General features: G+C 59.8%; 23 protein-coding genes and 1 pseudogene. 19 read left to right on the plus strand and 5 right to left on the minus strand.

All coding sequences use genetic code 11. From position 1 onward, the window contains the following. The first annotated feature begins 75 nt into the window (after positions 1-75). The 19 genes and pseudogenes from AB6O04_RS16280 to AB6O04_RS16370 all read left to right on the plus strand — a co-directional run bounded on the left by AB6O04_RS16280 (position 76) and on the right by AB6O04_RS16370 (position 18,015). Positions 76-657 (plus strand): hypothetical protein, encoded by a 582-nt coding sequence (locus AB6O04_RS16280; RefSeq protein WP_368565209.1) that lies wholly within the window; start codon positions 76-78, stop codon positions 655-657. An 82-nt stretch (positions 658-739) separates the two neighbouring features. Continuing rightward, positions 740-865 carry a hypothetical protein gene (locus AB6O04_RS16285; RefSeq protein WP_368565210.1) on the plus strand — a complete coding sequence of 42 codons (126 nt, stop codon included), beginning with the start codon at positions 740-742 and terminating at the stop codon, positions 863-865. Continuing rightward, the gene (locus tag AB6O04_RS16290; protein WP_368565211.1) at positions 862-1,374 is read left to right on the plus strand and encodes a phosphate-starvation-inducible PsiE family protein; all 513 of its coding nucleotides are present in this window, start codon (positions 862-864) and stop codon (positions 1,372-1,374) included. The genes AB6O04_RS16285 and AB6O04_RS16290 overlap by 4 nt, the downstream gene beginning before the upstream one ends. Continuing rightward, complete coding sequence (locus AB6O04_RS16295; RefSeq protein WP_368565213.1) at positions 1,371-2,126, plus strand: hypothetical protein; 756 nt, start codon at positions 1,371-1,373, stop codon at positions 2,124-2,126. Before AB6O04_RS16290 ends, AB6O04_RS16295 begins: the two co-directional genes overlap by 4 nt. Before the next feature lie 39 nt (positions 2,127-2,165). After that, a complete protein-coding gene (locus AB6O04_RS16300) occupies positions 2,166-2,627 on the plus strand; it encodes a glycine zipper family protein (protein WP_368565215.1) in 462 nt (153 codons plus the stop codon). 41 nt (positions 2,628-2,668) lie between these two features. After that, positions 2,669-3,481, plus strand: a complete 813-nt coding sequence (locus AB6O04_RS16305; RefSeq protein ID WP_368565217.1) for a transporter — start codon at positions 2,669-2,671, stop codon at positions 3,479-3,481. A 15-nt stretch (positions 3,482-3,496) separates the two neighbouring features. Continuing rightward, entirely contained in the window at positions 3,497-4,285 is a 789-nt protein-coding gene (locus AB6O04_RS16310) for a hypothetical protein (protein WP_368565218.1), read from the plus strand. A gap of 85 nt (positions 4,286-4,370) precedes the next feature. After that, positions 4,371-5,120 (plus strand): carbonic anhydrase, encoded by a 750-nt coding sequence (locus tag AB6O04_RS16315; RefSeq protein WP_368565219.1) that lies wholly within the window; start codon positions 4,371-4,373, stop codon positions 5,118-5,120. 65 nt (positions 5,121-5,185) lie between these two features. After that, the gene (locus AB6O04_RS16320) at positions 5,186-6,382 is read left to right on the plus strand and encodes an OprO/OprP family phosphate-selective porin (protein ID WP_368565240.1); all 1,197 of its coding nucleotides are present in this window, start codon (positions 5,186-5,188) and stop codon (positions 6,380-6,382) included. 251 nt (positions 6,383-6,633) lie between these two features. Next, the gene (locus AB6O04_RS16325) at positions 6,634-7,446 is read left to right on the plus strand and encodes a DUF2092 domain-containing protein (RefSeq protein ID WP_368565220.1); all 813 of its coding nucleotides are present in this window, start codon (positions 6,634-6,636) and stop codon (positions 7,444-7,446) included. A gap of 14 nt (positions 7,447-7,460) precedes the next feature. Further along, a complete protein-coding gene (locus AB6O04_RS16330) occupies positions 7,461-8,057 on the plus strand; it encodes a hypothetical protein (protein WP_368565221.1) in 597 nt (198 codons plus the stop codon). 145 nt (positions 8,058-8,202) lie between these two features. Beyond that, positions 8,203-10,437, plus strand: a complete 2,235-nt coding sequence (locus AB6O04_RS16335; protein WP_368565222.1) for a patatin-like phospholipase family protein — start codon at positions 8,203-8,205, stop codon at positions 10,435-10,437. A gap of 648 nt (positions 10,438-11,085) precedes the next feature. Next, the gene (locus AB6O04_RS16340) at positions 11,086-11,316 is read left to right on the plus strand and encodes a DUF1254 domain-containing protein (protein WP_368565223.1); all 231 of its coding nucleotides are present in this window, start codon (positions 11,086-11,088) and stop codon (positions 11,314-11,316) included. Between the two features lie 17 nt (positions 11,317-11,333). Continuing rightward, on the plus strand, positions 11,334-11,597 hold the full coding sequence (locus AB6O04_RS16345) for a hypothetical protein (protein WP_368565224.1): 264 nt from the start codon (positions 11,334-11,336) through the stop codon (positions 11,595-11,597). A 27-nt stretch (positions 11,598-11,624) separates the two neighbouring features. Then, positions 11,625-11,888, plus strand: coding sequence for a DUF1214 domain-containing protein (locus AB6O04_RS16350; RefSeq protein WP_368565225.1), 264 nt, complete (start codon positions 11,625-11,627; stop codon positions 11,886-11,888). A gap of 504 nt (positions 11,889-12,392) precedes the next feature. Beyond that, positions 12,393-13,601: an EAL domain-containing protein gene (locus AB6O04_RS16355; RefSeq protein ID WP_368565226.1), complete on the plus strand. Its 1,209-nt coding sequence runs from the start codon at positions 12,393-12,395 to the stop codon at positions 13,599-13,601. Between the two features lie 133 nt (positions 13,602-13,734). Continuing rightward, a pseudogene (locus AB6O04_RS16360) lies at positions 13,735-14,045 on the plus strand (IS3 family transposase); the annotation flags it as partial. A 42-nt stretch (positions 14,046-14,087) separates the two neighbouring features. Then, positions 14,088-14,396: a hypothetical protein gene (locus AB6O04_RS16365; RefSeq protein WP_368565242.1), complete on the plus strand. Its 309-nt coding sequence runs from the start codon at positions 14,088-14,090 to the stop codon at positions 14,394-14,396. A 34-nt stretch (positions 14,397-14,430) separates the two neighbouring features. Continuing rightward, complete coding sequence (locus tag AB6O04_RS16370) at positions 14,431-18,015, plus strand: transporter substrate-binding domain-containing protein (RefSeq protein WP_368565227.1); 3,585 nt, start codon at positions 14,431-14,433, stop codon at positions 18,013-18,015. A gap of 297 nt (positions 18,016-18,312) precedes the next feature. Here the strand turns inward: AB6O04_RS16370 and AB6O04_RS16375 are convergent, their stop codons facing one another. From AB6O04_RS16375 to AB6O04_RS16395, 5 genes are all read right to left on the minus strand, one after another. Then, positions 18,313-18,477 carry a hypothetical protein gene (locus tag AB6O04_RS16375; RefSeq protein ID WP_368565228.1) on the minus strand — a complete coding sequence of 55 codons (165 nt, stop codon included), beginning with the start codon at positions 18,475-18,477 and terminating at the stop codon, positions 18,313-18,315. A 357-nt stretch (positions 18,478-18,834) separates the two neighbouring features. Then, the gene (locus AB6O04_RS16380) at positions 18,835-19,116 is read right to left on the minus strand and encodes a transposase (RefSeq protein WP_368565229.1); all 282 of its coding nucleotides are present in this window, start codon (positions 19,114-19,116) and stop codon (positions 18,835-18,837) included. Between the two features lie 103 nt (positions 19,117-19,219). Then, the gene (locus AB6O04_RS16385; protein WP_368565231.1) at positions 19,220-19,771 is read right to left on the minus strand and encodes a hypothetical protein; all 552 of its coding nucleotides are present in this window, start codon (positions 19,769-19,771) and stop codon (positions 19,220-19,222) included. 323 nt (positions 19,772-20,094) lie between these two features. Then, positions 20,095-20,322, minus strand: coding sequence for a hypothetical protein (locus AB6O04_RS16390; protein WP_368565232.1), 228 nt, complete (start codon positions 20,320-20,322; stop codon positions 20,095-20,097). Positions 20,323-20,711: 389 nt separating this feature from the next. After that, on the minus strand, positions 20,712-21,503 hold the full coding sequence (locus tag AB6O04_RS16395) for an OmpA family protein (protein WP_368565233.1): 792 nt from the start codon (positions 21,501-21,503) through the stop codon (positions 20,712-20,714). Positions 21,504-22,329: the final 826 nt, after the last annotated feature.

Here is a 22,329-nt window from a genome sequence, read left to right on the forward strand (position 1 = left end):
AGCCGGCCATGTGGTCCAGGATCGTTTCGCCGAACTACGAGAAACTCGCTCATGCCATGCCTCAAGCACATAGTCATGCCGCTCGCCTCCATCAGCTTCGCTGTCCTCGCCGGCTATGGCACCACCAACGTTCGTTACCCCGCACCAGGGGAAAACCTTTTCGTGCCCTTTGAGGAGGCTCGCAGCGAAATGGGTGCGATGGCTAACGAGACGTTGCGACAGCTTTATGCCGATCAGCCAGCCGCGAAGAAGGCGGTGGACAACGACGCCGGGTACGCGGTGTTCAACAACTTCAGCATGAAGATTCTGATCGCAGGTGGCGCGACCGGTTATGGCCTAGCCATGAACAACGCCAAGCCCCAGGAGATCTTCATGCACATGACCGAGGTACAGGCCGGGCTGGGTTTCGGTGTCAAAAAATTCCGCCTGGTCTGGGTGCTCGAAATGCAAAGCGAGCTCGATGAGTTCGTCAACAAGGGCTACCAACTCGGTGGTCAGGCGACGCTGGCAGCGCTGATCTCAGGGAAAGGCGTCTCTGATGCCGGCGCAATGTCGGTATCTCCAGGGGAATGGGTCTATCAGATGACTTATGACGGCCCTGCCGCGGAACTGACCATCAAGGACACCAGAGACTACCGGGATAACAACCTCAACTAGAAGTCAGGACCTGCACTAGAACGGGTGGAGCGTACGACTCGCACCACTGCTTTGATGGAACCTTCCGTCTCTTGGAGACCCCATGCATCGTTCAATTCATACGCTGTTTCTAGCCTTCGCCGGATGGGCGCTGGCGAGTTTTCCGTTGGTGTTGACGGTCATTCCATTCGGCGGGTTGGTCCGGGGTGCGGTGGAGCTGACATTGTGAACGACCTGCCCGACAAGTTCTCGAACACCTTGTGGCCCGGCGAACGTCTTACTCGCGTGTTCAAACGCGTGGTCCTGTCCGCCGTGCAACTGCTACTGATGATACTGATCCTGCTTACGGTGTTCGATCTCGGCTACCTCCTATGGCACGGCGCGACAAGCCAACTGGCCTCGATCGACACTGTCGAACAATTGCAGAAGGCGCTGCAACGTGGCTTTGCCGGGACCCTGCTCGTCTTAATCGGATTGGAGTTGCTCGAGACGATCCGCGCTTACCTGCACGACCACCATGTGCGCTTGGAAGTGGTGTTGATTGTCGCAGTCATTGCGGTAGGCAGGCACGTCATTCAACTGGACTTCGAGCACCTAAGCGGATTGTCCCTGCTCGGCATCGCTGCCCTGATGCTGACGCTGGTGACAGGCTACTTCCTGGTTCGCAGATCCACAGTGCTACGGAAAGACCGCATCGCTTCGAACTCCGATCCGAACTCCGAGGAGACCCAGCAATGAACAACATCCTGAGACAGGCGACTCTCGGCACTGCGTTCGCGTTCCTGATAGGCCTGGTTCCCACAACGCAAGCCGCCGAAGGCGATGACTGGGAATGGGTCGTTGCGCCCTATGGTTGGGCCGCGAGCATTGGCACCGACCTGGAAAGGCACTCACCGCCCACGGGCGGGGCCAGCAACGATACCCGCTTCAACGATCTCGTCGACAAGATCGACGGCGCGTTCCAGATCCACATCGAGGGCCAGACAGACCGGTGGGGCATGTTTACCGACTTCACCTACCTGGGTCTCGCGGACCATCACGATCGGCCCCGCTTCCACACCAAATCTGATCTGGATACGCGGCTGTTTGAACTGGCCGCAGTCTGGAGTCCGGGCGAGGATCGCTACCGCGGCTTGGACCTGTTCGCGGGTCTGCGATACATCGACATCGATATGACCGTGGAGTTCATTCCGGAGAACCAGGCATTCAGCCCCACAACGTTCGACGGCAGCGAAACTTACGCCGATTTCCTGCTCGGTGCGCGCTACACATGGGCTCTGCACGATCGCTGGGGTCTGACGCTGCGAGGTGACGGTTCCTTCGGCGACACCGATGGCACCTGGAACACCAGCGCGGTGGCATCGTACCGGATGAAGCGCGGCGCCTGGGTGTTCGGCTATCGGTATTTGTCGGTCGAACTGGACACCGGCGACGGACACACCAACATCACCATGAGCGGCCCGATGGTTGGCTACGGATTCATCTTCTGATCCCTTTACCTCGTTGGAAAATCTTTCGAAGGAGAGCTCATGCGCAACTCGATTCACACCTTGATTGCCGTAGCGCTGCTCGGGTGGGCGGCGATGGCATTGGCACAGAAACCCAGCGCTTATCCGGCCAAGGCACAGACCCCCGAGCAACAGAACACGGATGATGGTCAATGCCTGGCTTGGGCCAAGCAAGACACCGGGATAGATCCTGCGGCAGTTGCGGCGATGCCGTCGCCACCGACCGGCCCGAAAGGCGAGCGATTGGTCGGTGCGGTGCGCGGTGCCGCCGGAGGAGCGGTGATCGGCGAGATCGTCGACGACGACTCCAGCAAAGGCGCGGCGGTGGGCGCGACCGCCGGCGTCATGGCCGGCGGACGGTGGGCGCGGCAAAGCCAGGGCGCGCAGAAACAGCAAGCACAGGCGACGCAGACGCAAACGCTGGACACGTACTACCGCGCCTATGGCGCTTGCATGCAGGGACGGGGCTACACCGTCAATTGACTTCACAACGGCTGCAATTTTGGCGGCGAAAAGGACATCCCATGTACTCAAGATATCTGCCGCATGCGCTCTGCTTTGCGTTGTCGCTGGGATGCGTAGCCTCACCGGCGCATGCGCAGAACGCCGAGGAACTCGCCAAGAAACTAGCGAACCCGATCGCCAGCCTGACCAGCGTTCCGATGCAGTTCAACTACGACGACGGCATCGGACCACAGGACGATGGCAATCGGTTTTTCGTCAACGTGCAGCCGGTGATTCCGGTATCGATCAGTGAAGACTGGAACATGATCTCGCGCACGATCGTGCCCATCGTCAGCCAGCACGACATGTTCCCCGGCGCCGGCAGCCAGTTCGGTTTGGGCGATGTCCTTCAAAGTTTGTTCTTCTCGCCTAAAGCGTTGACCGCCAACGGCTGGACGTGGGGTGTCGGGCCAGCGCTGCTCCTGCCGACCGCCACCGATGATCTGCTGGGTGCCAAGAAATGGGGCGGTGGTCCAACGGCAGTTGTACTGCGACAGACCAAAACCGGCTGGACGTACGGCGCACTGGGCAACCATATCTGGTCCTTCGCTGGCGACGACGATCGTGCCGATATCAGCGCCACCTACCTGCAGCCGTTCCTGTCGAAATCATTGGGACAGGGACGGACCGTATCCGTATCGCTGGAATCCACCTACGACTGGAAAGGCCAGCAATGGACCGTGCCAATCAACCTCGGCTACAGCAAGGTCAGCCGCGTCGGCACGCAACTGGTGAGCTATCAGGGTGGCGTGCGCTACTACCTGGAAGCGCCCGATAGCGGTGCCGAGTGGGGCGTGCGCTTTACTTTCACCCTGCTCTACCCCAAGAAGTAGCGCAAGGAACATGCGATGACTCACTACTTCCTGGAATGCATGCCCATTGCGGGCGTCTACCTGTGCATCGCGGTGCTGATCCTGGTGTCATGCGAAATCGGCTTCTTCATCGGCCGTTATAACCATCGCACGCGTCAGGACAAGGAAGCGCCCACATCGATCGGGCCGATGGTCGGAGGACTGCTGGGCATGCTGGCATTCGTCCTGGCCTTCACGTTCTCGATGGCCGCCTCCCAACACGGCGTGAGGAAACAGAACGTACTGACCGAAGCGAATGCAATCGGCACGGCCTACTTACGAGCGGACCTGCTGGACACGCAGAGTGGAGCGGAAGTAAAGCGCCTTTTGCGCGAATACGTGGACATCCGCCTGGCGGTGGCGCGCCCCGGCGGCGATTTGCTGGTCGCCACGACAAGATCACTCGACATCCACGACTTGCTATGGGCACAGGTGTCATCGGTTGCTGTCGACGATCGAAGCGCCGTCATGTCCTTGGTGATCGCATCGATCAACGATGTGATCGACATGCACGAACAGCGCCTCGCCGGTTCGCTTCGTGCCAGGATTCCCGGCAGCGTCTGGTTCGGATTGATGCTGATCGCCGTACTAACCATGGGAATGATCGGGCTACAGATCGGTTTGACGGGCAAGCGAAGGCTGGTCGCTATCGTCCCTTTGTCTCTGGCGTTCGCGGTCCTTGCCACCCTTGTCGTGGATTTGAACCGTCCACGAGGGGGATTCATCACCGTGGGACAGCAGGCCATGTTGGATCTACAAACCACGATGAATCGGTCGGCAAGGTGAATCCATCGGTCGTGAACGTGTAAGACATGAACAGCCTTTTCGCAGCATCGGCTACTTGTCCATGAATTTCTCAAGGAGAAGCAAGATGAAAGCAACCGGACTCGCAGCAGCATTGCTGCTCGCTTCGCTCAGTCTGTCGTCGACCGCGCAGAATTCGGACCCTCCACCACATTGGGGCTATGCGGGAGAAGTCGGTCCGGAACACTGGGCGCAGTTCGAGTCGGATTTTGGCACCTGCAGCGATGGCAGGAATCAATCACCGATCGACCTGAGCAACTTCATAGAAGCGGACCTTCCCAAGATTATTTTTAACTACAAGCCAGGCGGCCACCAAGTGGTCAACAACGGCCATTCCATCCAGGTCAACTACAACCCCGGCAGCAGCATCACCGTGGATTCCGTGGTCTTTGAGCTGAAGCAGTTCCATTTTCATTCCCCCAGCGAGAACACCATCAATGGCAAGTCCTTCCTCATGGAGGCGCACTTCGTGCATGCCGACACCAAGGGCAACCTGGCTGTCGTGGCACTGATGTTCGAGCAGGGCCACAGCAACAAGCTGCTGGAGAAAGTCTGGCCGCAGGTACTGCAGGTCGAAAACGGCAAGGAGGCGCTGAGGCCGGAGGTGTCCGCAGCCGACCTGCTGCCCACCAATCATGCCTACTACCGCTACAACGGCTCGCTGACCACGCCTCCATGTTCGGAAGGGGTGCGCTGGTTGGTACTGAAACATCCCGCCAAGGCAACAGCCGAACAGTTGACGATGGTGGGCAAGGCAATCGGTCACCCGAATAATCGCCCGGTGCAGACGGTCGGAGCGAGGTCGATCCTGGAATGACGCAGGCGTCAATACCGTGAAGTTTTAAAGCCTGCAGCTGGAAGCGGGCAACTTAACGCAAGGGAATCATCATGAAGCCAATCATTATTGCGGGGGCACTGCTGGCTGCTGCTGCACAACCCGTCCATGCACAGATCGCGATCGACTCGGTCGCCGGGTCAGACATCACCTTCGAGGGCTTGGTCCAGGCCGATTCCGACTGGTACGACAGCGACGTCGCCGATCTCGACGGCGACATGGATGATGGCAATGACGCCGACTATGAGTTGCGCACGGCTCAGCTCTACCTCAAAGGCAAGGGCCCCGGCCCTTTCGATTGGGTGCTCGGCTACGACGGAAAAGCCGACAAGTGGCTCGATGTGAATGCGCGTTACAAGTTCGGAGACGGAAAACAGTTCATGCAGGTCGGACAGTTCAAACAGCCGAACGGGTTGGAAGCACTTTCCGCAGCCAAACACAACGACTTCATGTCGCAGGCGATGGTCACCAATACGTTCACGGTAGGGCGTCGCCTCGGTGCTGGCTACAGTTACGGGCACCCCTACGACCGCACTAGCGGCGGCGCCGACGAGGGCGCGTTCGAACGCCACGGAAACTGGGGCATCACCGCCAGCTACTTCGGACGCGAACTAACTCGCAATCTTGCGCATGGCAGTGGCTACGGATTGCGCGGAACGTGGGCGCTGTTCAACGCGGAGAAGAGGATTCTGCACTTCGGACTGTCCTACGTGAATCACGATACGCCGGCCGATACGTTGCGCCTGCGTGCGCGACCCAACGCCGACCTGACGCCGATCCGCCTGGTGGATACCGGCAGCATGACCGACACCGATCGCCTGGAAACGATCGGCGCGGAAACGTTCTGGATGTACGGCCCATTCAAGTTGCAGGCTGAATACATGGCTACGCGCGTCGACCGGTACCACGTGGACTCGGGAGACTTCAGCGGCACCGGTGGCTACCTCAGCGGCATGTGGAACATCACCGGCCAGAGTTGGGGCTACAAAGGTGGCGAACCTGCGACGTTGATAGGGCCTGCCACGGGTGCGGGTATGTGGCAGGTTGGACTGCGGTATGACGTCCTCGACCTGAACGACGGCGTCGTGCAAGGAGGGCGCATGGAGAACTGGACCGCGGGCGTGAACTGGTATTGGCGGTCGCATCTCAAGTTCGTTCTGAACTACGTCCAGGTCGACAGTGAGCGTGGCATCGTCGAAGACAACCCGAACATCACCGAAGCGCGCGTGCAGTTCTATTGGTGATTCCCCCGCTGCGTTGGGCCAACCTTCAATTATGGGCTGCGATGCAACGCGCTTCTTCGAGTCAAAACACGATGCGCCTGCCCCTTAGGACAATTGCCCAGGCTGCCGATGAGTGATGAAATCATAGCGCAGCGCGTCCTCCACCTCATGCTTGGAAGCCCGGGAGGCACACGTACGCCATGTTCCAAACAGCAAGCGCGGCGTCGCTGCGCTCACGCCAGACATCGGTCTGAAGACCATGAGGAAGCGATATGAAACTGCCTAATACCAAGAACGCGAGACTATTGCTGTCGGCAGCGATTCTGCTGGCATGGACGGCGTCGACCTGGGCGCAGGAAGCGGCCGCCCCAGCAGCATCCGAGGACGCTGCGGTCATTTCCGCGCAGGTGGTTTCGCCTGAAGCACAGGCGGTGCTCGACCGCATGACTAGCTACTTGCGCGGCTTGCAAACGTTCTCGATCGAAACCCACGCATCGCGCGACGAGGTCGTGGCGCTAGGATACAAGCTGCAGAAAAACGAGCGCTCCGTCATCGTCGTACAACGACCGAACAAGCTGCGTGCCGACATCGCCGGCGACATTCGCAATCGCACGTTCGTGTATGACGGCACCCAGCTCATCATGTATTCGCCCGATGATGCCGTTTTTGCCCGCGCCGACGCCGCCGATACGCTCGCCGACTTGGTCGGAATCCTGCTCGACATCGGCGTCGAGATGCCGATGATCGACGTACTGTACCAAGCTACGGCCGGTACGCTCACCGGCAACGTCCGCGGTGGCATCCTGGTGGGCGAATCGACGATCGACGGCGTTGTCAGCGATCACCTGGCCTTTCGGCAGGCGAATATCGACTGGCAGTTGTGGGTCGAGCAAGGCGATCGGCCGCTGCCTCGCAAGGTCCTGATCACCACCCGCTACGAAGTGGGCGATCCGCAGTACCAGGCGATTCTGCATTGGAACCTAAAGCCCAAGATCCATAGTTCGACCTTCCAGTTCGCACCGCCAAAGGGCGCGACCGAGATCCCGTTGGAGGCTGTCGCAAGCGCCGAGAACGGTGCACCTTGAGAGGATATCTACGCATGAACAGCAATCTCGATAGCTCCACAATGCGTCGCGGCCGGCACTCAGCTGCGTTTGGCGGGATCGCCATTGCTGCCGTACTGGCATTGGGGATTGCCGAGGTCAGCGCCGCTCGCGGAGGCGGTGGCGCCCGTGCAGGTGGTAACGGCGGCCGCATGGCCCAAAGTTCCGTGTCAGGCGCGAGTCAATCGATGTCGCGCCCGAGTACCGGCGGTGCGAGCGCCGGCAACCGAGCCAACACCGGCAACGTCAACACCGGAAATCGCGCCAATACCGGAAACGTCAATACAGGAAACCGCGTCAACACCGGCGACGTCAATATCGGCAATGACGTCAACATCGATATCGACGGTGGTTACGGCTATCACGGCGGCTACTATCACGGTGGAGGCTATTACCATCCGGCCGCCGCCGGTGTGGTGATTGGTGCAACGGCAGCCACCACCGCAGCCGTACTGGGCTCCTACTACTACGCGTTGCCACCGAGTTGCACCGTCGTGGTGAAGAGCGGTGTTTCCTATCACTACTGTGGCAGCGTCTACTATCAGCAGACCTGGTCCGGCAATTCCCCTGTCTATGTTGTGGTTAACCCATGACCCGCTAAGCCCCCCCTCCGCACCGGTGTCCAGCATGCTCGCTAGTGTGTGGCTCATCATGTTCAACCAAGCAGGGAGAAACACGATGGCCGGCTACCAGCGACAGCGTCGCCGGCAAGCAGAGCTCACTTCGTCGTCACGTGCGATGGCAAGGTGGCTTCTCTGCTGCCTGTTTGCCGCGTCCAATGTGATGGCGCAGCCGGAGACTACGATCGTCGCGCCTGCAGCCGCGACCTGCGGCCTTCGCGAGCCTGACGACGTGCGGCCACGGATCGGATTGGCGCTCGGCGGCGGCGGAGCGCGCGGGATCGCACACATCAGCGTGTTGCGGATGATCGAGGAGCTGCGGGTTCCGATCGATTGTATCGCGGGCACCAGCATGGGCGCCTTGGTCGGCGGCCTCTACGCCTCGGGCATGTCGGTGGATGAGATGGAGAAACTGGTTGTTTCCACCGACTGGAAGCGCCTGTTCGATGATTCCCTGGAGCGGCCAGAACGGTCGTATCGGCGCAAGCAAGACGATCGCGATCACCTGACCACCTTGGGTGTCGGCATAAAGGGCAACGGCCTGAGACTGTCGCCTGGATTGCTGCAGGGCGAACGCATCCTGGCGATGTTCGAACGCTCAACCCTGTCGGTCAGCGCGATCGGCGACTTCGACCATCTGCCGATTCCTTATCGCGCCGTCGCTACCGACCTGAATACCGGCCAGGCGGTCGTGCTCGGCGGGGGTAGTCTGGCGATGGCGATGCGCGCCAGCATGTCGTTGCCTGGCGTCTTCCAGCCGGCGGAAGTCGATGGCCGGGTGCTGCTGGATGGCGGCTTGGTCAACCAGTTGCCGATTGACGTGGTGCGAGCGATGGGCGCCGACATCGTGATCGCGGTCGATGTGGGAACGCCGCTGGAAGCATTGGGCAGCAATGCGAGCTTGCTGGATGTCGTATCGCAGATCAGCGGCATGATGACCACTGGCAATACGCATCGCCAACTGGCCGCGCTTGGTCAGCACGACATCATGGTGGCTCCGCTGCTGGGCGACACCGTCGCCACCCGCGATTTCGAAAAAGCCCGGGAAGCACTGGCGATAGGGACGCAAGCGGCGGAAGCAGCACGCGATCAGCTGACGCGCCTGGCACTGCCGGCCGATCGCTATCAAGCTGCGATGAACTTCCGCCCAGTCGCGCCGAGCGAGCTTCCGGTGGTTGAATTCGTACGGCTGGAGAACGAAACAGACTATGCGGATGAGCTGTTGTTGGCCTACCTGGATGTTCCCACGGGCAAAACCATCGACCCGCCGCGAATTGAGAAAGGCCTGCTGCGTGTGTACAGCCTGGGCACGCTAGCGAGCGTGACCTACCAGGTCGTGCGCGAGGACGACCGCACCGGCGTGCTCCTGCGAGCCCGTCCCAAGCCACATGGGCCCAACTACTTGCAGGTCGGTCTGACGATGAACTCAGACTTCGAGGGCACCCACGAAAGCAACTTGCGCGCGGCGGTGCTGTTCTCCCCAGTTTCAAAGTTGGGGGCCGAGGGGCGGGTATCGGTCACGGTCGGTAGTGAGCCGGCGTTGAAGGGCGAGTACTACCACCCGCTGGATGCTGCTAATCGCTATTTGCTGTACGGGCAGGTGGGCTATGGAAACCCCAACATGCATGTGTTCAACGTAGCCGGCGACAGTATAGCCACCTACGATGTGCGAACCACCGGTATCGAACTGCGGGCGCTGCGCGAGTTCGGAAACTACGGAGCTGCCGCGCTGGGCATACAACGCGCGCAAGGGCGGGCCAGCGTCGAGGTGGGCGACCCGCTCCTGGAAAGTTTCGATTTTGACGAAGGAAACCTATTCGCATCGCTCGCTATCGACCGACTGGATAGCCTGTATTTTCCACGCAGCGGCTACTACGGCTCACTTGGCTACACCATTTCCCGCACATGGCTGGGTAGCGACAGTGAATTCGATCAGGCGGACTTCGACGTGCTCGGTGCACGCAGCTTCGGCAAACATACCTTGCAACTGGGCGGAAGCTATCACTCAACGGTATCGGGCACGTTGCCTGTGCAGAGCCGTTATCGCCTGGGCGGACGCGGGCGATTGGCGGGGTACCGCGTCAACGAGCTGACCGGTCAGCACTACGCACTGGTTTTCGCTGGCTACACCTATCAACTGGCAGAACTCTTCGGTCGCTCGGCACTGGTCGGCGGCACCCTCGAATACGGCAATGCCTGGGAGCGCCGCCAGGACATGAGATTCGGTGATGGTGTCTTCAACGTAAGCGTGTACACCGGATTCGATTCCTGGCTCGGACCTATGTTGTTCGGCTACGGCTGGCGCGAACAAGGCGACGGCGCAATTTTCCTTGAAATCGGACGGCCGTTCTGATGCCTACGGGGTAGGGGCGTCATCGGAGGATGCATGTCGTGACTTGATATTTCCTCAACAGCATTCGTCATTGGCTGCGAATCTTCCACCTGCCTTTGTATCAATACTAGACACTCTGCCGCTAGGTGATCTTCAATTGTCCAGCAGGCTGTGGGAAACACAGGACTACCATGCGGTCTGCCTCGTTATTGAGATGCATTCGAGTAGATGAAGCAAGTACATTCTCGAACAACTCGCGAGTGACGAGTTTTCAGCTTGTTCGGTTCTGTGCTGGTAAAGCTGGAGAAAGAACGCGATGAAGTACGCAGGCACCTACCATAAGAGAAATGAGGCACAACCAATGGAGCGCGGAACCTGTTGTGGCTGCGGCATGGGATCGCAACGATGCAGGAAACATACCGATATGGCATTGGGCCACCGCTCTTCATCCACGGTGATGGTGGGAGTGGGAGTTGACGTGGCGCAGGGGCTGGAAGGTTCGTTTTTAAGTTGACGGAGAAGAGCGCGCTTTCTCCGACGAAAAATCTGCCCCTCAGGGCAGCATGTAGTGCACCTATTATCAATTGCGGCCGTAGATTGGATCGCTATAGTTTGCCGCATGGTCGCTTCGCTCCATTCGCTCATGGGCTCCCGATTTTGGCGTCTTGCGTGCCCATAGGCGAGGCCAGCAGGAAAGGCGAGACGCCCAAGGGCGTGGAGAAGGTGATTCGTTCGGAAATCGAGTTCATGTTTGCTGGATATCGCACGCAGCTTTTCAATCCCGGTGACGTCGACAACGTCAAGAAGATCCAGGCCGGCCACAAGGTGCAACCGGTTTCGGCCTTCCTGACCAGCCAGGCGTCACCGGTCGCGCCGCGATCGAGTTCCCCAAGCCGCTGATGCCGGAAGAGCAGAAGATGTCGCTTGAGTTCTTCAACCTGCTGAATCTCGTTCTACGGTACACCCCGACGGTTCCGTCGGAGAAAGGCCTCGTGGTGCGCTTCGCCATGATCGGTGTCGGGCCGGGCAGGGCGATCGACGAAAGCGCGCTCGCGCCCGAGAGGAACAGCGCCCTCCAGCAGGAAGTGGCGATGCTTGGAGCGACTATGGAGCGTTGGAAAAGCGTGTCGATGCCCCGGAAGTCAAGCCCGGCGACATGTTCGGCACACGTGAGTTCCTGAGGAGCAACTACCTCAATCGCATGGCAGGTGCCGTGCTCAGCATCTACGGCAACTCTCCGATTTGCACCGGGCCAGCTGCCGCTGGTCAATGCATTCTGGTCGGTGACGATGTACGAGTTGCCGTCGAGCCTGCTCGTGGCCAATCCGCTCAATCGCAATCTAATCAACTCGCCGATGCCGGATGCGTTGGCGAAGGACGCCGACGACGGCGTCACGCCGCTTGTACAGAACGAGTCCCCGGCAAGGACAAGGAAGCAAACTGGTTGCCCGCGCCGAAGGGGCCGTTCGTGATTGCGATTTGGCTCCACTGGCCGAAGGAAGAGGCAATAGAAGGCAAGTGGAAAGCGCCACCTCTGAACGCAGCTCCCAAGTTGCAGGTTCGGCGGCCCACTCGGCACCACGCCGTGTGGCGTAGGCAGATCCATTCAAGGCACTACCTGCCTCCATCTCGCCCAGGACCGCGTCTGCTTACGCATGTCGTTGTACTTCGCACCATCGAAGGAAAGCTGTTCGCAGGCCCATTTGTTTGGATCATTGGTCTGATTCTGGGTAGATCAGATCGGGTTGTTCTAGCCTTCCCTAACGAGGGCGGGCGCTACCATTTACCGGGTGCCCAACAATGACAGTGCACATCCCAGCCCGCCAATGTGGCAGGGACTTGAGCGTTCGAAGGTAAAATCGTTACGAAATGTCGCCACAACCATCCTCGCCCAGGAGTAGACTGCCGGAGCATTGTCAACGCGAAACAGCTGCTCAAAATTCGCCCCGGGGATCTTCTTCAGGACTGCGCCGACTGTGCCTAACAACCAATTCTCCACCTTGCGTGCGCTCGTAGTCGACGACGACCCGTTGATGACGGAGCTGATTGCGGTGCTTCTCCGCGATAGCGGGTTCGAGCAGATCGACGTGGCCTGCGACGGACAGGCTGCGCTTGAGTACCTCTCAAGGTGCGCCGCCCACCTGCTCATATGCGATCTCAACATGCCTCGAATGGACGGGATTCAACTGATGAGCCGGATAGCAGCACTTGAGCAACGGCCGGCGATCATTCTGGTCAGCGGTGAACATTCTCGCATTCTGGACTCCAGCCGTCAGTTCGCCGAAGCCAAGCAGCTGACCTTGCTCGGCGTGCTTCGCAAACCGGTTGCGCGTGAGCCTTTGATATCCCTCCTCAACCTCTATCGGCCCGGGATCGAGCTACCTCATGTCGGCTCGGTGCACCGGTCCTTGGACGCGACGTATTTGAGTGAAGGAATCGGGAATGGCGTGGTGCGCTTGCACTACCAACCGAAAATTGACTTGCGTTCCGGTGAAATGGTGGGCGTGGAAGCGTTGCTGCGTTGGGCCGATCCGACATCCGGCATTGTGCCTTCCGCCCGCGTGGTCGATGCGGCAGAGCAATGCGGTTTGATCGATCAGCTGACCTTGGCGGTTCTTGCCCAGGCCGCGCGTGACCGCCGGGCTGCGGCGGGTAGGGGAATACTTCTCGACTTCGCCATCAACATCTCGCTGAAAAACCTGCACCATCCAGACATCGTCGAACGCATGCTGGATGCCGTGGCGACCGGGCTGGGCGAACCTTCAGATTTTACGCTGGAGATAACCGAAACGCACTTGGTTGATGACCTGGCAAGAATTCTCGAGCCTCTACTTCGGCTGCGCTTATTCGGCTTCAAGATATCCTTGGATGATTACGGTACTGGCGCATCCAGCATGCAACTGCTGTCGCAGTTGCCTAGCACCGAACTGAAGATCGACCGAAGCTTCGTGACTGCGGCGCCGAGAAGCGTACAAGGGCGAGCTTTCATGCAGTCCGCCGTTGAGTTGTCCCTCCAGATGGGCCAAACCATCGTGGCCGAGGGCATAGAGACCGAGGAGCAACGCTTACTGGCGCTGGAACTTGGATGCCAGATTGGACAGGGTTATTTTTTTTCCAGGCCTCTCCCCTTTGAAGAGTTAATGGCAATGGTGGGGGGGGTGCCGCAGGTCGCCAACGACACGTAGAGTGCCTCAAAGGCGCGCCGTATCAGGAACCGTTCAAGGTGGCAACTGAAGCTGCGGCATCAGCCGTGGCGGTGAACTACAAGCCTGCGGAGAGGCGTTAACCGGACGTCCGCTGCGGGTGCGTCGGCGCAAGCGCAAAAAGTTGCCCTTGGGCGACCGCCAGCCACTGTTTTCGGCCGGCGGCCAACCAGGTCCTGTCGGTGGGCTGCGTGTTTGACCGCACCGTCTGGCCGCGTGCTCAAGGCGCGGACCATCGTGGACGATGCCGCGCATGAGGCGCTCGCCACTGAGGTAGTACGGGCGATCTCTGGCTTCGGGGTTGCGCGGGCGTTGGATCGTATGGCGCAGACGCATGGCCTGCGGCAAGTGATCCGCACCGACTAAGGCAAGGAGGTCTGCGGCCCGGCGATGGTGGCATGGGAGCACGCGCGCTGCGTTCAGTTGCCCTGTTCCAGCCCGGTACGCTCAACAGAGCGCCGATATCGAGTGCTGCAATGGGCAGCTGCGGGAAGGCTGAACGCGGCGGATGCCCGCTTTGGACGACTATCGGCATTTAATGGTTCAGCCCAAACCACTTGCTTTCAAGAAGCTGAAGAGCTCTGCATCGTTAGTTCCACTGGCTTCGGCAACTATGGTGCCGAAGCCGCTGCACCCGATTACCGCGCGTGCGCCGATTCGCACTACTGGATGATCATCGGCAAGGACGATGGGCAGACGTATGAGCTAATATTGCTCGACGCAACATGGTGGTGTCTGCCGTGGCCGGAGGAGTCAGATGGATTCGAGGATGTCTAGTCGCACGCGTCCGCATCTTATCTGCCGATGGCTGTTGGCCATCATTTCTCTGTTAGCCGTTCTTCCGGTGCACGCCCAAGGCAACGGACGTGACTTGCCGCTGTCATCGGAGCAGCTGGAATGGTTAGAACGGCACCCTACCATCGTGGTTGGACTGTACGATACTGGCTGGCCGCCGTTCGAATCCCACGAAAACGGCCAGCCAGCAGGGCTGGCTTATGATTATTTGAACGTTCTGGCTACGCACTTGGGACTGCAGATACGGACGCGTACCTTTTCCAGCTGGTCGGAAATGCTGCAGGCTGCCTGCGTCGGCGAAATTGACGTGATGATGAACCTGTCACTGACAGCTGAGCGAACGCGATGTGTGGTCTTCACCCGGCAATACGTTGAGGTCCCTGTCGCTCTGGTCGGGCGGCCCCACGATTCACGCTTGTCCGCCGATCTTGATCTAGAAGGGCTCAGGGTCGTTACGGAAAAGGACTTCGCGACGGGCGCTGCTGCTCACCACAGATATCCGGCGGCCCAGCATGTGATAGCCGGAGATACGGCCGAAGCGCTGCGTATGGTGGCGTCGGGCCAAGCTGATGCGTATCTGGGCAATGCTTATGTCGCCTCCACCCTGTTAGCTAGCCAAGGCATGACCCGTGCCACCTTGGTGCGGCAAAGCAATCTTCCGCTGACTACGCTGCATTTCGGCGTCCCCAATGCGAAGCAGCCGCTGGCAGAGGCTTTGGACATTGCGTTGGCGTCAATGCCGGAGGCTCAGCATCGAGCCATCCGTGCCACTTGGCTGCAGCCGCTACACTGGGCGAGCGGCGATCAACTGGCCACTAGCGATGCGGAGTGGGCGGTGATGACGCAGTCTCTGCGCCTGGGCTTCGCACCTGATTGGGCTCCGATTTCGTTTCTCGACGAGAATGGATTGCCGAGTGGCTTGTCCGCAGAATACCTGAAGCGTTTCCGTGCGGCAGGCGCCAATCTGCAGCGCGTTCCGGTCGCAAGCTGGCAGGAAATTCGCGACAAAATGCGCAGCGGTGACTTGGACGTAGTCATTGGGGTTCCGGACGAAGTTGGATCGCCGGAGACTGGTTGGGTACTCAGCCAGCCTTTTCTGACGGCCGCCAATGTCATCGTTATGCGCGATGACAGCGGTAGCGTGCTCGATATCCGAGATCTGGATGGGATGCAGGTGGCGTTGTCCGATCCGGAGCGACTGGGGCCGCTGGTACTTGCGCAGGCGCCTCAGGCTCGTGTGGTGTCTGTGGGAGATGCGGCACAAGCGCTGCAGCTGCTGAGTGACGGTCGAATCGATGCCTATATAGGAAATCTTGCCGCCGTGGATAGGCCTCTGCGCCAACAGTACCTTGGTCAGTTGCACATCGCCGCGCCTACAGGTATCGAAGATCGGCTGACGCTGGCAGTACGCCAGGAATATGCGCCGCTGGCGACAGCCTTTAACCGGTTGCTAATAAGCATGACCCCTCGCGAGCGCGAAGCCATACGTGGCGACTGGCTGGCGGTGGAATATCACACCGGCCTGCAGTGGCGCACCGTGCTGAAATGGGCAGTTCCTCTGCTGTTAGTATTATTGACTGCCGGACTGGTGCACGGCATCGGGTATTGGCGACTTCGCCGCGAAGTGGAGGAGCGACGCCGAGTTGAGCGACGTTTGGAGGAAATCGCCGGCAATCTGCCAGCGGTGGTTTACCAGGCTAAATGGGTCGGCGATGGTACGGTGAAATTTCCCTTTATCATAGGCGATATGCCTTCGTTGTTCGGCTTGGATATCGAGCAGGCCCAGCGCGATGGACGCAACGTGTTCGTGCGCGTGCACCCAGATGATCAGGAGGGACTCGCCCAGGCGATGCAGTCAGCTGCTGCAGTTTTCGGTCCCATCGATTTCCAGTTCCGCGGCTTATCCGCACGGGGTTGGCGCTGGGTACGCTCGTGCGCGTTGCCGCACCGGGCGAAAGACGGCGCATTGTTGTGGAGTGGCTATTGGATAGACGTCACTGAGGCACACACACAATCGGAGGCCTTGGAGGCGGCCAAAGCGGTAGCAGAGCAGGCAGCGGCGGCCAAAGCCGAATTCCTCGCCACGATGAGCCACGAGATTCGAACGCCCATGAGCGGTGTACTTGGTATGCTGGAAGTGCTGGCGCATACGCAGTTGGATGATGAGCAGCAGCGTGTACTGGCGACCATCGAAGATTCGGCGCAGATGCTACGGCAAATCCTGGATGACATCCTCGATTTCTCAAAGATCGAAGCGGGAGCGCTATCGCTGGAATATACCCCGGTGAACTTACGTCGGATCGTCGATAATGTGCAGCAGATGCTATCGATCCAAGCTACCAACAAGGGACTGGGTATTGGCAACCGAATCGACCCGCAGGTGGCGCCGCTTCATGTCTCAGATGGCGTGCGTCTGAGGCAGATCCTCTTCAACTTGCTTAGCAATGCCATCAAGTTCACTGGCCGTGGCGAAGTGATGATCACGCTGACCTTGCTGGACGAAGAGGACGGCAGGCAATGGGTACAACTGTCAGTAGCCGACACCGGGATCGGTATGTCGGCCGAACAGCAGCAGCGTCTGTTCCAGCCATTCTCGCAAGCTGAGACGTCGACAACTCGGCGGTACGGTGGTACGGGGCTGGGTTTGAGCATCTGTCGCCGGCTGGTGCAGATGATGGATGGTGAACTGCGCATGGAAAGCGTTTTCGGGGAAGGTACTCGTGTTGACGTATTGTTGGTTCTGCCGATAGCGATTCAGCCCGATGGCGGCTCTGACGCAAGTGGTGCCATCGGAACCGGAGAAGTGTCCATATCCGCACCCGCGGGTTGGGCTGGCCGTCGTGTGCTGATCGTGGAAGACCATCCCACCAACCAGGCACTGATGCTCTGGCGGATGAAGCAACTGGCTTTGAACTGCGATATGGCCGCGGACGGGGAGGCCGCGCTGGTCGCCTTGCGAGGTGCCCATTATGATCTTGTCATCACCGATTGCCGTATGCCCGGCATGGATGGCTACACGCTGACGCAGGAGATCCGTCGAAATGAGAGCCAGAGTGGCGGTGAGCGGCTTCCGGTGATCGCACTGACGGCAAGTGTGCTGGCTGAGGAGGCCGAGCGCTGCCGCGCAGCCGGCATGGACGACTTCCTGGCCAAGCCTGTTACCCTCGCAGCGCTTCGGACAGCCATTGCACGGTGGTTGCCACTGGAGTCGCCGCCAGCGCCCTCCGAAGACGAAACGGATGCTAAAAGTTCGGGCGAACAATTCGACGAGGGCGGAGATGGGGTGGTAGATCGCAAGGCATTGGCGCGCAGGTTTGGTGCTGCGACTTCCTATATCGTCGATAGCTTGATCGCCACAACGCATAAAGATCTTGCGGGACTGGATGAGGCGATGGAAATGGCCAATCAGGGGAAGGCTTGCGAACAGCTGCATCGCATCGCGGGGGGGGTTGGCGTTATTGGCGTGAAAGAGTTGGCGCAAAATGCTGCCGAGCTGATTGTTAGCATCAAAAAGGATGGCACCGTTGCGCATGCGGGCAGCGTCAGGAGCTTTCGCCTGGCTTTGGTCAGCTTCATCGAACGACTCGCTGACGCCCCGTGAATTCCGGCCAGGTCACGGCCAACGATGACTATTGGAGGTATTTCCGCTCGTTCTAAGCAGTACTCGCGTTGGGTTCTACTGCCCCGTTTCCACTGACGATTGGGTTAAGTGTCGAAAGGGCTGCTCCTGGGCGTCGCCCCCATGCTGCATGCGCGGGTGGTGGAAGCGTTCGATGTAGTCGAGCAGGTTGGCGCTGCGCTGGCGGTCATCAGATAGCGGCGGCTGTTGACCCGCGTTGGCTTGATGAACCCGAAGAAGCCCTCCATCTCCGCATTGTCCCGGCAGCGACCACCGCGTTCATGCTGCTGAGGGTGCGATGACCTTTGAGTACTGCTGGTAGCTGGCACGGGTGAACGGTGTGCCCCAATCCCAGCGCAACATCCCCGGGCTTCGGTCCGGACGTTGCCAGCAGGCCATCATTACCGCTTTGAGCACCATGTGCCGGTCCTGCACGGTCGACATTGACCAGCCCCTTGTCCGCGAACAGGTCCAGCACGCACAGGGACAGCCCGCCTTCACCGGTCTGACGAAGGTGATGTCCACAACCCATCGGCGTGGGCTCCAGTGCCGTGAAGTCGCGCTGCAGATGGTTGCGCACGTGCGTCGGCCGTGCGCCGCTGGGCTTGCCTTACCAGCGACGCTTCTGCATCACTCTGCGCATGCACGGACGGCTATGGGCCAACAGGCGTGGTTTGTCCTGTGCGCGCCTGCTGGGCCAATGCGTGGCCCCATCGTGGAAATCGCTGACTGAGACCTTCAAGCACCGGCGCACCAGGCGGGTCGGGTACCGGCCGCGGGGACGTCGGATCGCCTCGTACCTCAAGGCGATGCCTTGGCGACGCCGCCGCCGCATCGCGCAAAATCCCGCTCCTCGATCCGGGCCAGCTCCAGCTTCAGCGCCAACATCTCCTGGTGACTGGCGACACCGTTGCCAGGGAAGGCCTTCTTGCTGCCAGACGCCAACTCCCTGCGCCAACGATGGGTCTGGTTGGCGCGAATTCCAAGCTCACGCGCGATCTGTGACATCTGGGCTCCAGGCAGCCGCGTCAGCCCAATGACCTGACGCTTGAGCTGCTCGCTGTACTTCTTTCGTTGCTGCACGACACGCCTCCTGCCCCGGATGGGCATAAAGAAGTGTCCGTACTAGCGGGGGTGCCCCCTGCGGGTCTGCGAAATGCAACTCTTTCCCCGGCGGCAATCTTTCTTACAGGATCGTAAGTACAGTGGGGCCAGAAACCGAAGTCACCCCAATACCCGAGAGGCATTGCAAAATGTCGGGTTTCACCAGCGTGACTACCGAAATCATCTGGCGACCTTGATAGCGTCCTGAAGTAATACTCGCGGCGATTGTGTATATCTGACTACCTAGCAAGTTCTCGTGCTGAACGTCGGTGGCCTTCCAGCTAAAGACCGAGGAATCGCCGTTGTTCCAGTACAGCGTTTCTGATCCCCCCACTGGGTTGAAGCTAATGAGCTCAAGGCAGGATCTAGGTGCGACATAGCCGCCTGGAGGAATGAACACGCTGGTAATGCCTGAGCCATCAGCTGCGATGCAGCTGTTCGGCTCGAACGTACTGGCGAAAGATACATTGACCGCCTGCGAGGTGAGCCGAATGCCCGGGTTGTAGGTGTCGGTTTCCGAGCCCACGCAAGTAACGACGTCCACCGCCTGCGCGTTGGTGGGCGTGAGTCCTAGCGAGAGCGACAGAATCAGTGGCAACCACCTGGATGCGTTTGTCAAATGATGAGCGTTCAATGCGGCTCTCCTGAAGGCCTGACCGTCAGTCGGTCACAAGGGCGAGCGGCAATTATCTGCCTGCGGCCGTAAGTGCCGGTAAATATGTGGCACCTTTCGCCCGCCGTTTGTCGGAAAAAGTGAACGCCGCGTATCTGCGCCGCGGTTGGAGCCGCGCTATTTTTGCCTCGCCACAGCAAAAGCCGTCTCGGTCCATATCCGCCGCTAATCGACACAGCATCCATCAGCAGGACGCAGTAAAGGGGGCTTTTTTGGCCGTTGTCCCAAATCGAGGGCCGGTTGCACCGGCCCTCCGGCAAGCAGATAATTTTCGTCCCGGTTGCCTATTGGCAGCCTATGAGCAGGCGGATATCGATGGCCTGAGCGATCATGTCGTCGGCTTGTTCGATGGTGACCTTGTTGTCGTGCCGGACGTATGTCAGGTCGATGACCTGCACCGCCTGGCAGACGGACACCTGGTCGAGCATCGCCAATGCCAAAAGTGTCGTGCAACTGCGCCAGCAATCATGGCCGATACTTGGTGCATCGCGGATTTGAATTTCATAGAGCATGGCGGCGACCAGATCATTGATTGCATTGCGGGAGTAGGCGGCTCCTGCAAGCTACGCGGCGGTCGCCGCCGGCGACAATGGCAGCACGCCACAGAGGCTCGTTGGCACGTCGGTCTGGTGGACGATGTTGTCTCCCCTGGCCACGACGGTGCCATCGGACTTCAGCGCAATGCTGTGAGTGCAATCCTCGTCTAGGGCGGTGACGTCTCCCATGTCGGCCGAAACGGTAGTTCGACTATAGGCATGGTCGCCCCATGCTCGGTGCCCTTCGCGAGCCCGATATCGGTGTGGACAACGCGGTCGAGAGCATTCATTTTGGGTTCTCTCTAAAGCAGCCGGCTATTCTGGGCCTTGCGGCTTTTCCCGTGATCATAGACGAGCCTCCCGCGCTATTGTCCGTCCTGCACGCCCTTGTCTACCACCAGTTTCACCACGACCTTGCGAGCGTTCGCGTTGCTGCCGGTGCCGGCATCGGCGGCCACGCCCATGCCGTCGCCGGCTAGCACGCGGCCGGGCGAGGCACCGGCCTGCTCCTGCAAGAAGTCGGTGACCGCCGCGGCGCGTGTGGCGCTGAGTTTCTGGTTGGTGACCGCATCGCCGGTAGAATCGGTGAAGCCCTGCACTACCACGCGGTAGTCCTTGGTTTCCTTGGCCTTGGCGGCCAGTGCCAGCAAGTCCGTTTTCCCCTGCGCCGAAATCGCCGCGCTGCCCGACGCAAACAGCACATCCACCGTCGCCAGTGCTTCATACGTACCGAAATCGTTCATGCGCGCCGCGTTGGCCTCTACTTCGGCCTTGGTCGTGGCCAGGCCCGCCTGCACTTGTTGCGCCGTCCTGAAGTCTTCGGACTTGAAAGAGATCTCGGTCGCGTTGAATCCGGCGCCGGCGGCGGTGACATCAGCGGAGATCGGCAAGCCAGGCATCAGTGCGGTCTGTTTGGCCTTTTCGTGGACGATGCCGGTCAGGCCCTTGGTCCGTTTATAGCTGGTGCTGGGCGAAACGCGGATGGTCTGCTCGGCGTTGTTGGCATCCTTGATGGTGATCGTATCGCCCTGAACGGCGGTGATCAGACCCTTGAGCTTGCTTTTGTCGCCATCGGCGGCGAAGGCCGGTACCGCGGCCATCAGGACCAGGACCGCAGCAATCAGCATCAGAGGGAGGTGAGGTGTCCGGGTGCTCATGGAGCGTATCCTTTTAGGGGATGGCGTGGAAGAAGGACGAACGCGGGTGAAACCGCCCGGAGTGTCTTTATTTCTTCGCCGCCGTCGGGTTGCCATGGCGAACACCGCGCATCGGCCGACGACGGGAGGAGCCATGGGCCGATACGGGGGAAAGGTCGCGGGTCCCCATGCTCGCGCAACCGGACACGCATCGCCATTGACCGATAGGGAGACCGGCTCTGCCCTTTAGTGCAGGTTTCGGCAAAATCTCCGGACGTGGAGAGCAGATCCACCGCTATGGCGCCGGCCGGGTCGCTGCCGTAGCGTGCGACCAGTGGCGCGCCCTTTTGCGTCCTAGCCCCCCAGCAGAACGCTCAAGATTGTGTAGTGGGACGGATCGTCGGGAACCATCGTCGTGTCTCCGTGGACATGTCGCGGCGCGACATCCGGAGGACACCAGGCGGCTGTGGGCTGGGCGGAGCAGTAGAACGTCCGAATTGAGCACATTCAGCCAGCCAAGCCATCGCCAAGGAAGCTTGCATCTACCCGATGGTGGATATGGCCTCGGCCAAGCTGTCGCCTGAAACAAAGGCGGCTATCGAGCAGGGTAGCGCCAATGCCTGGCAAGACTCTGCAGTACTTAAGAAGCGTGTCGACGCCAGGGAAGAGAAGCTGGGCAACATGTTCGGCAGTCGCGAGTTCCTAAAAAAACTATCTCTACCCTATGAAAGCGGCCGTACTCGGGATCTATGTGAATCGCCCAGGCTTTTGTAGACAGTCGTCAGCCGTTTAGTGCGTACTGCTTCTCAAACTCTACCGGGGACAGCCCGTCGTTGGAACTGTGCCG

The sequence above is a fragment of the Pseudoxanthomonas sp. UTMC 1351 genome, assembly GCF_040948865.1.
In the GTDB taxonomy this organism is placed as follows: domain Bacteria; phylum Pseudomonadota; class Gammaproteobacteria; order Xanthomonadales; family Xanthomonadaceae; genus Pseudoxanthomonas_A.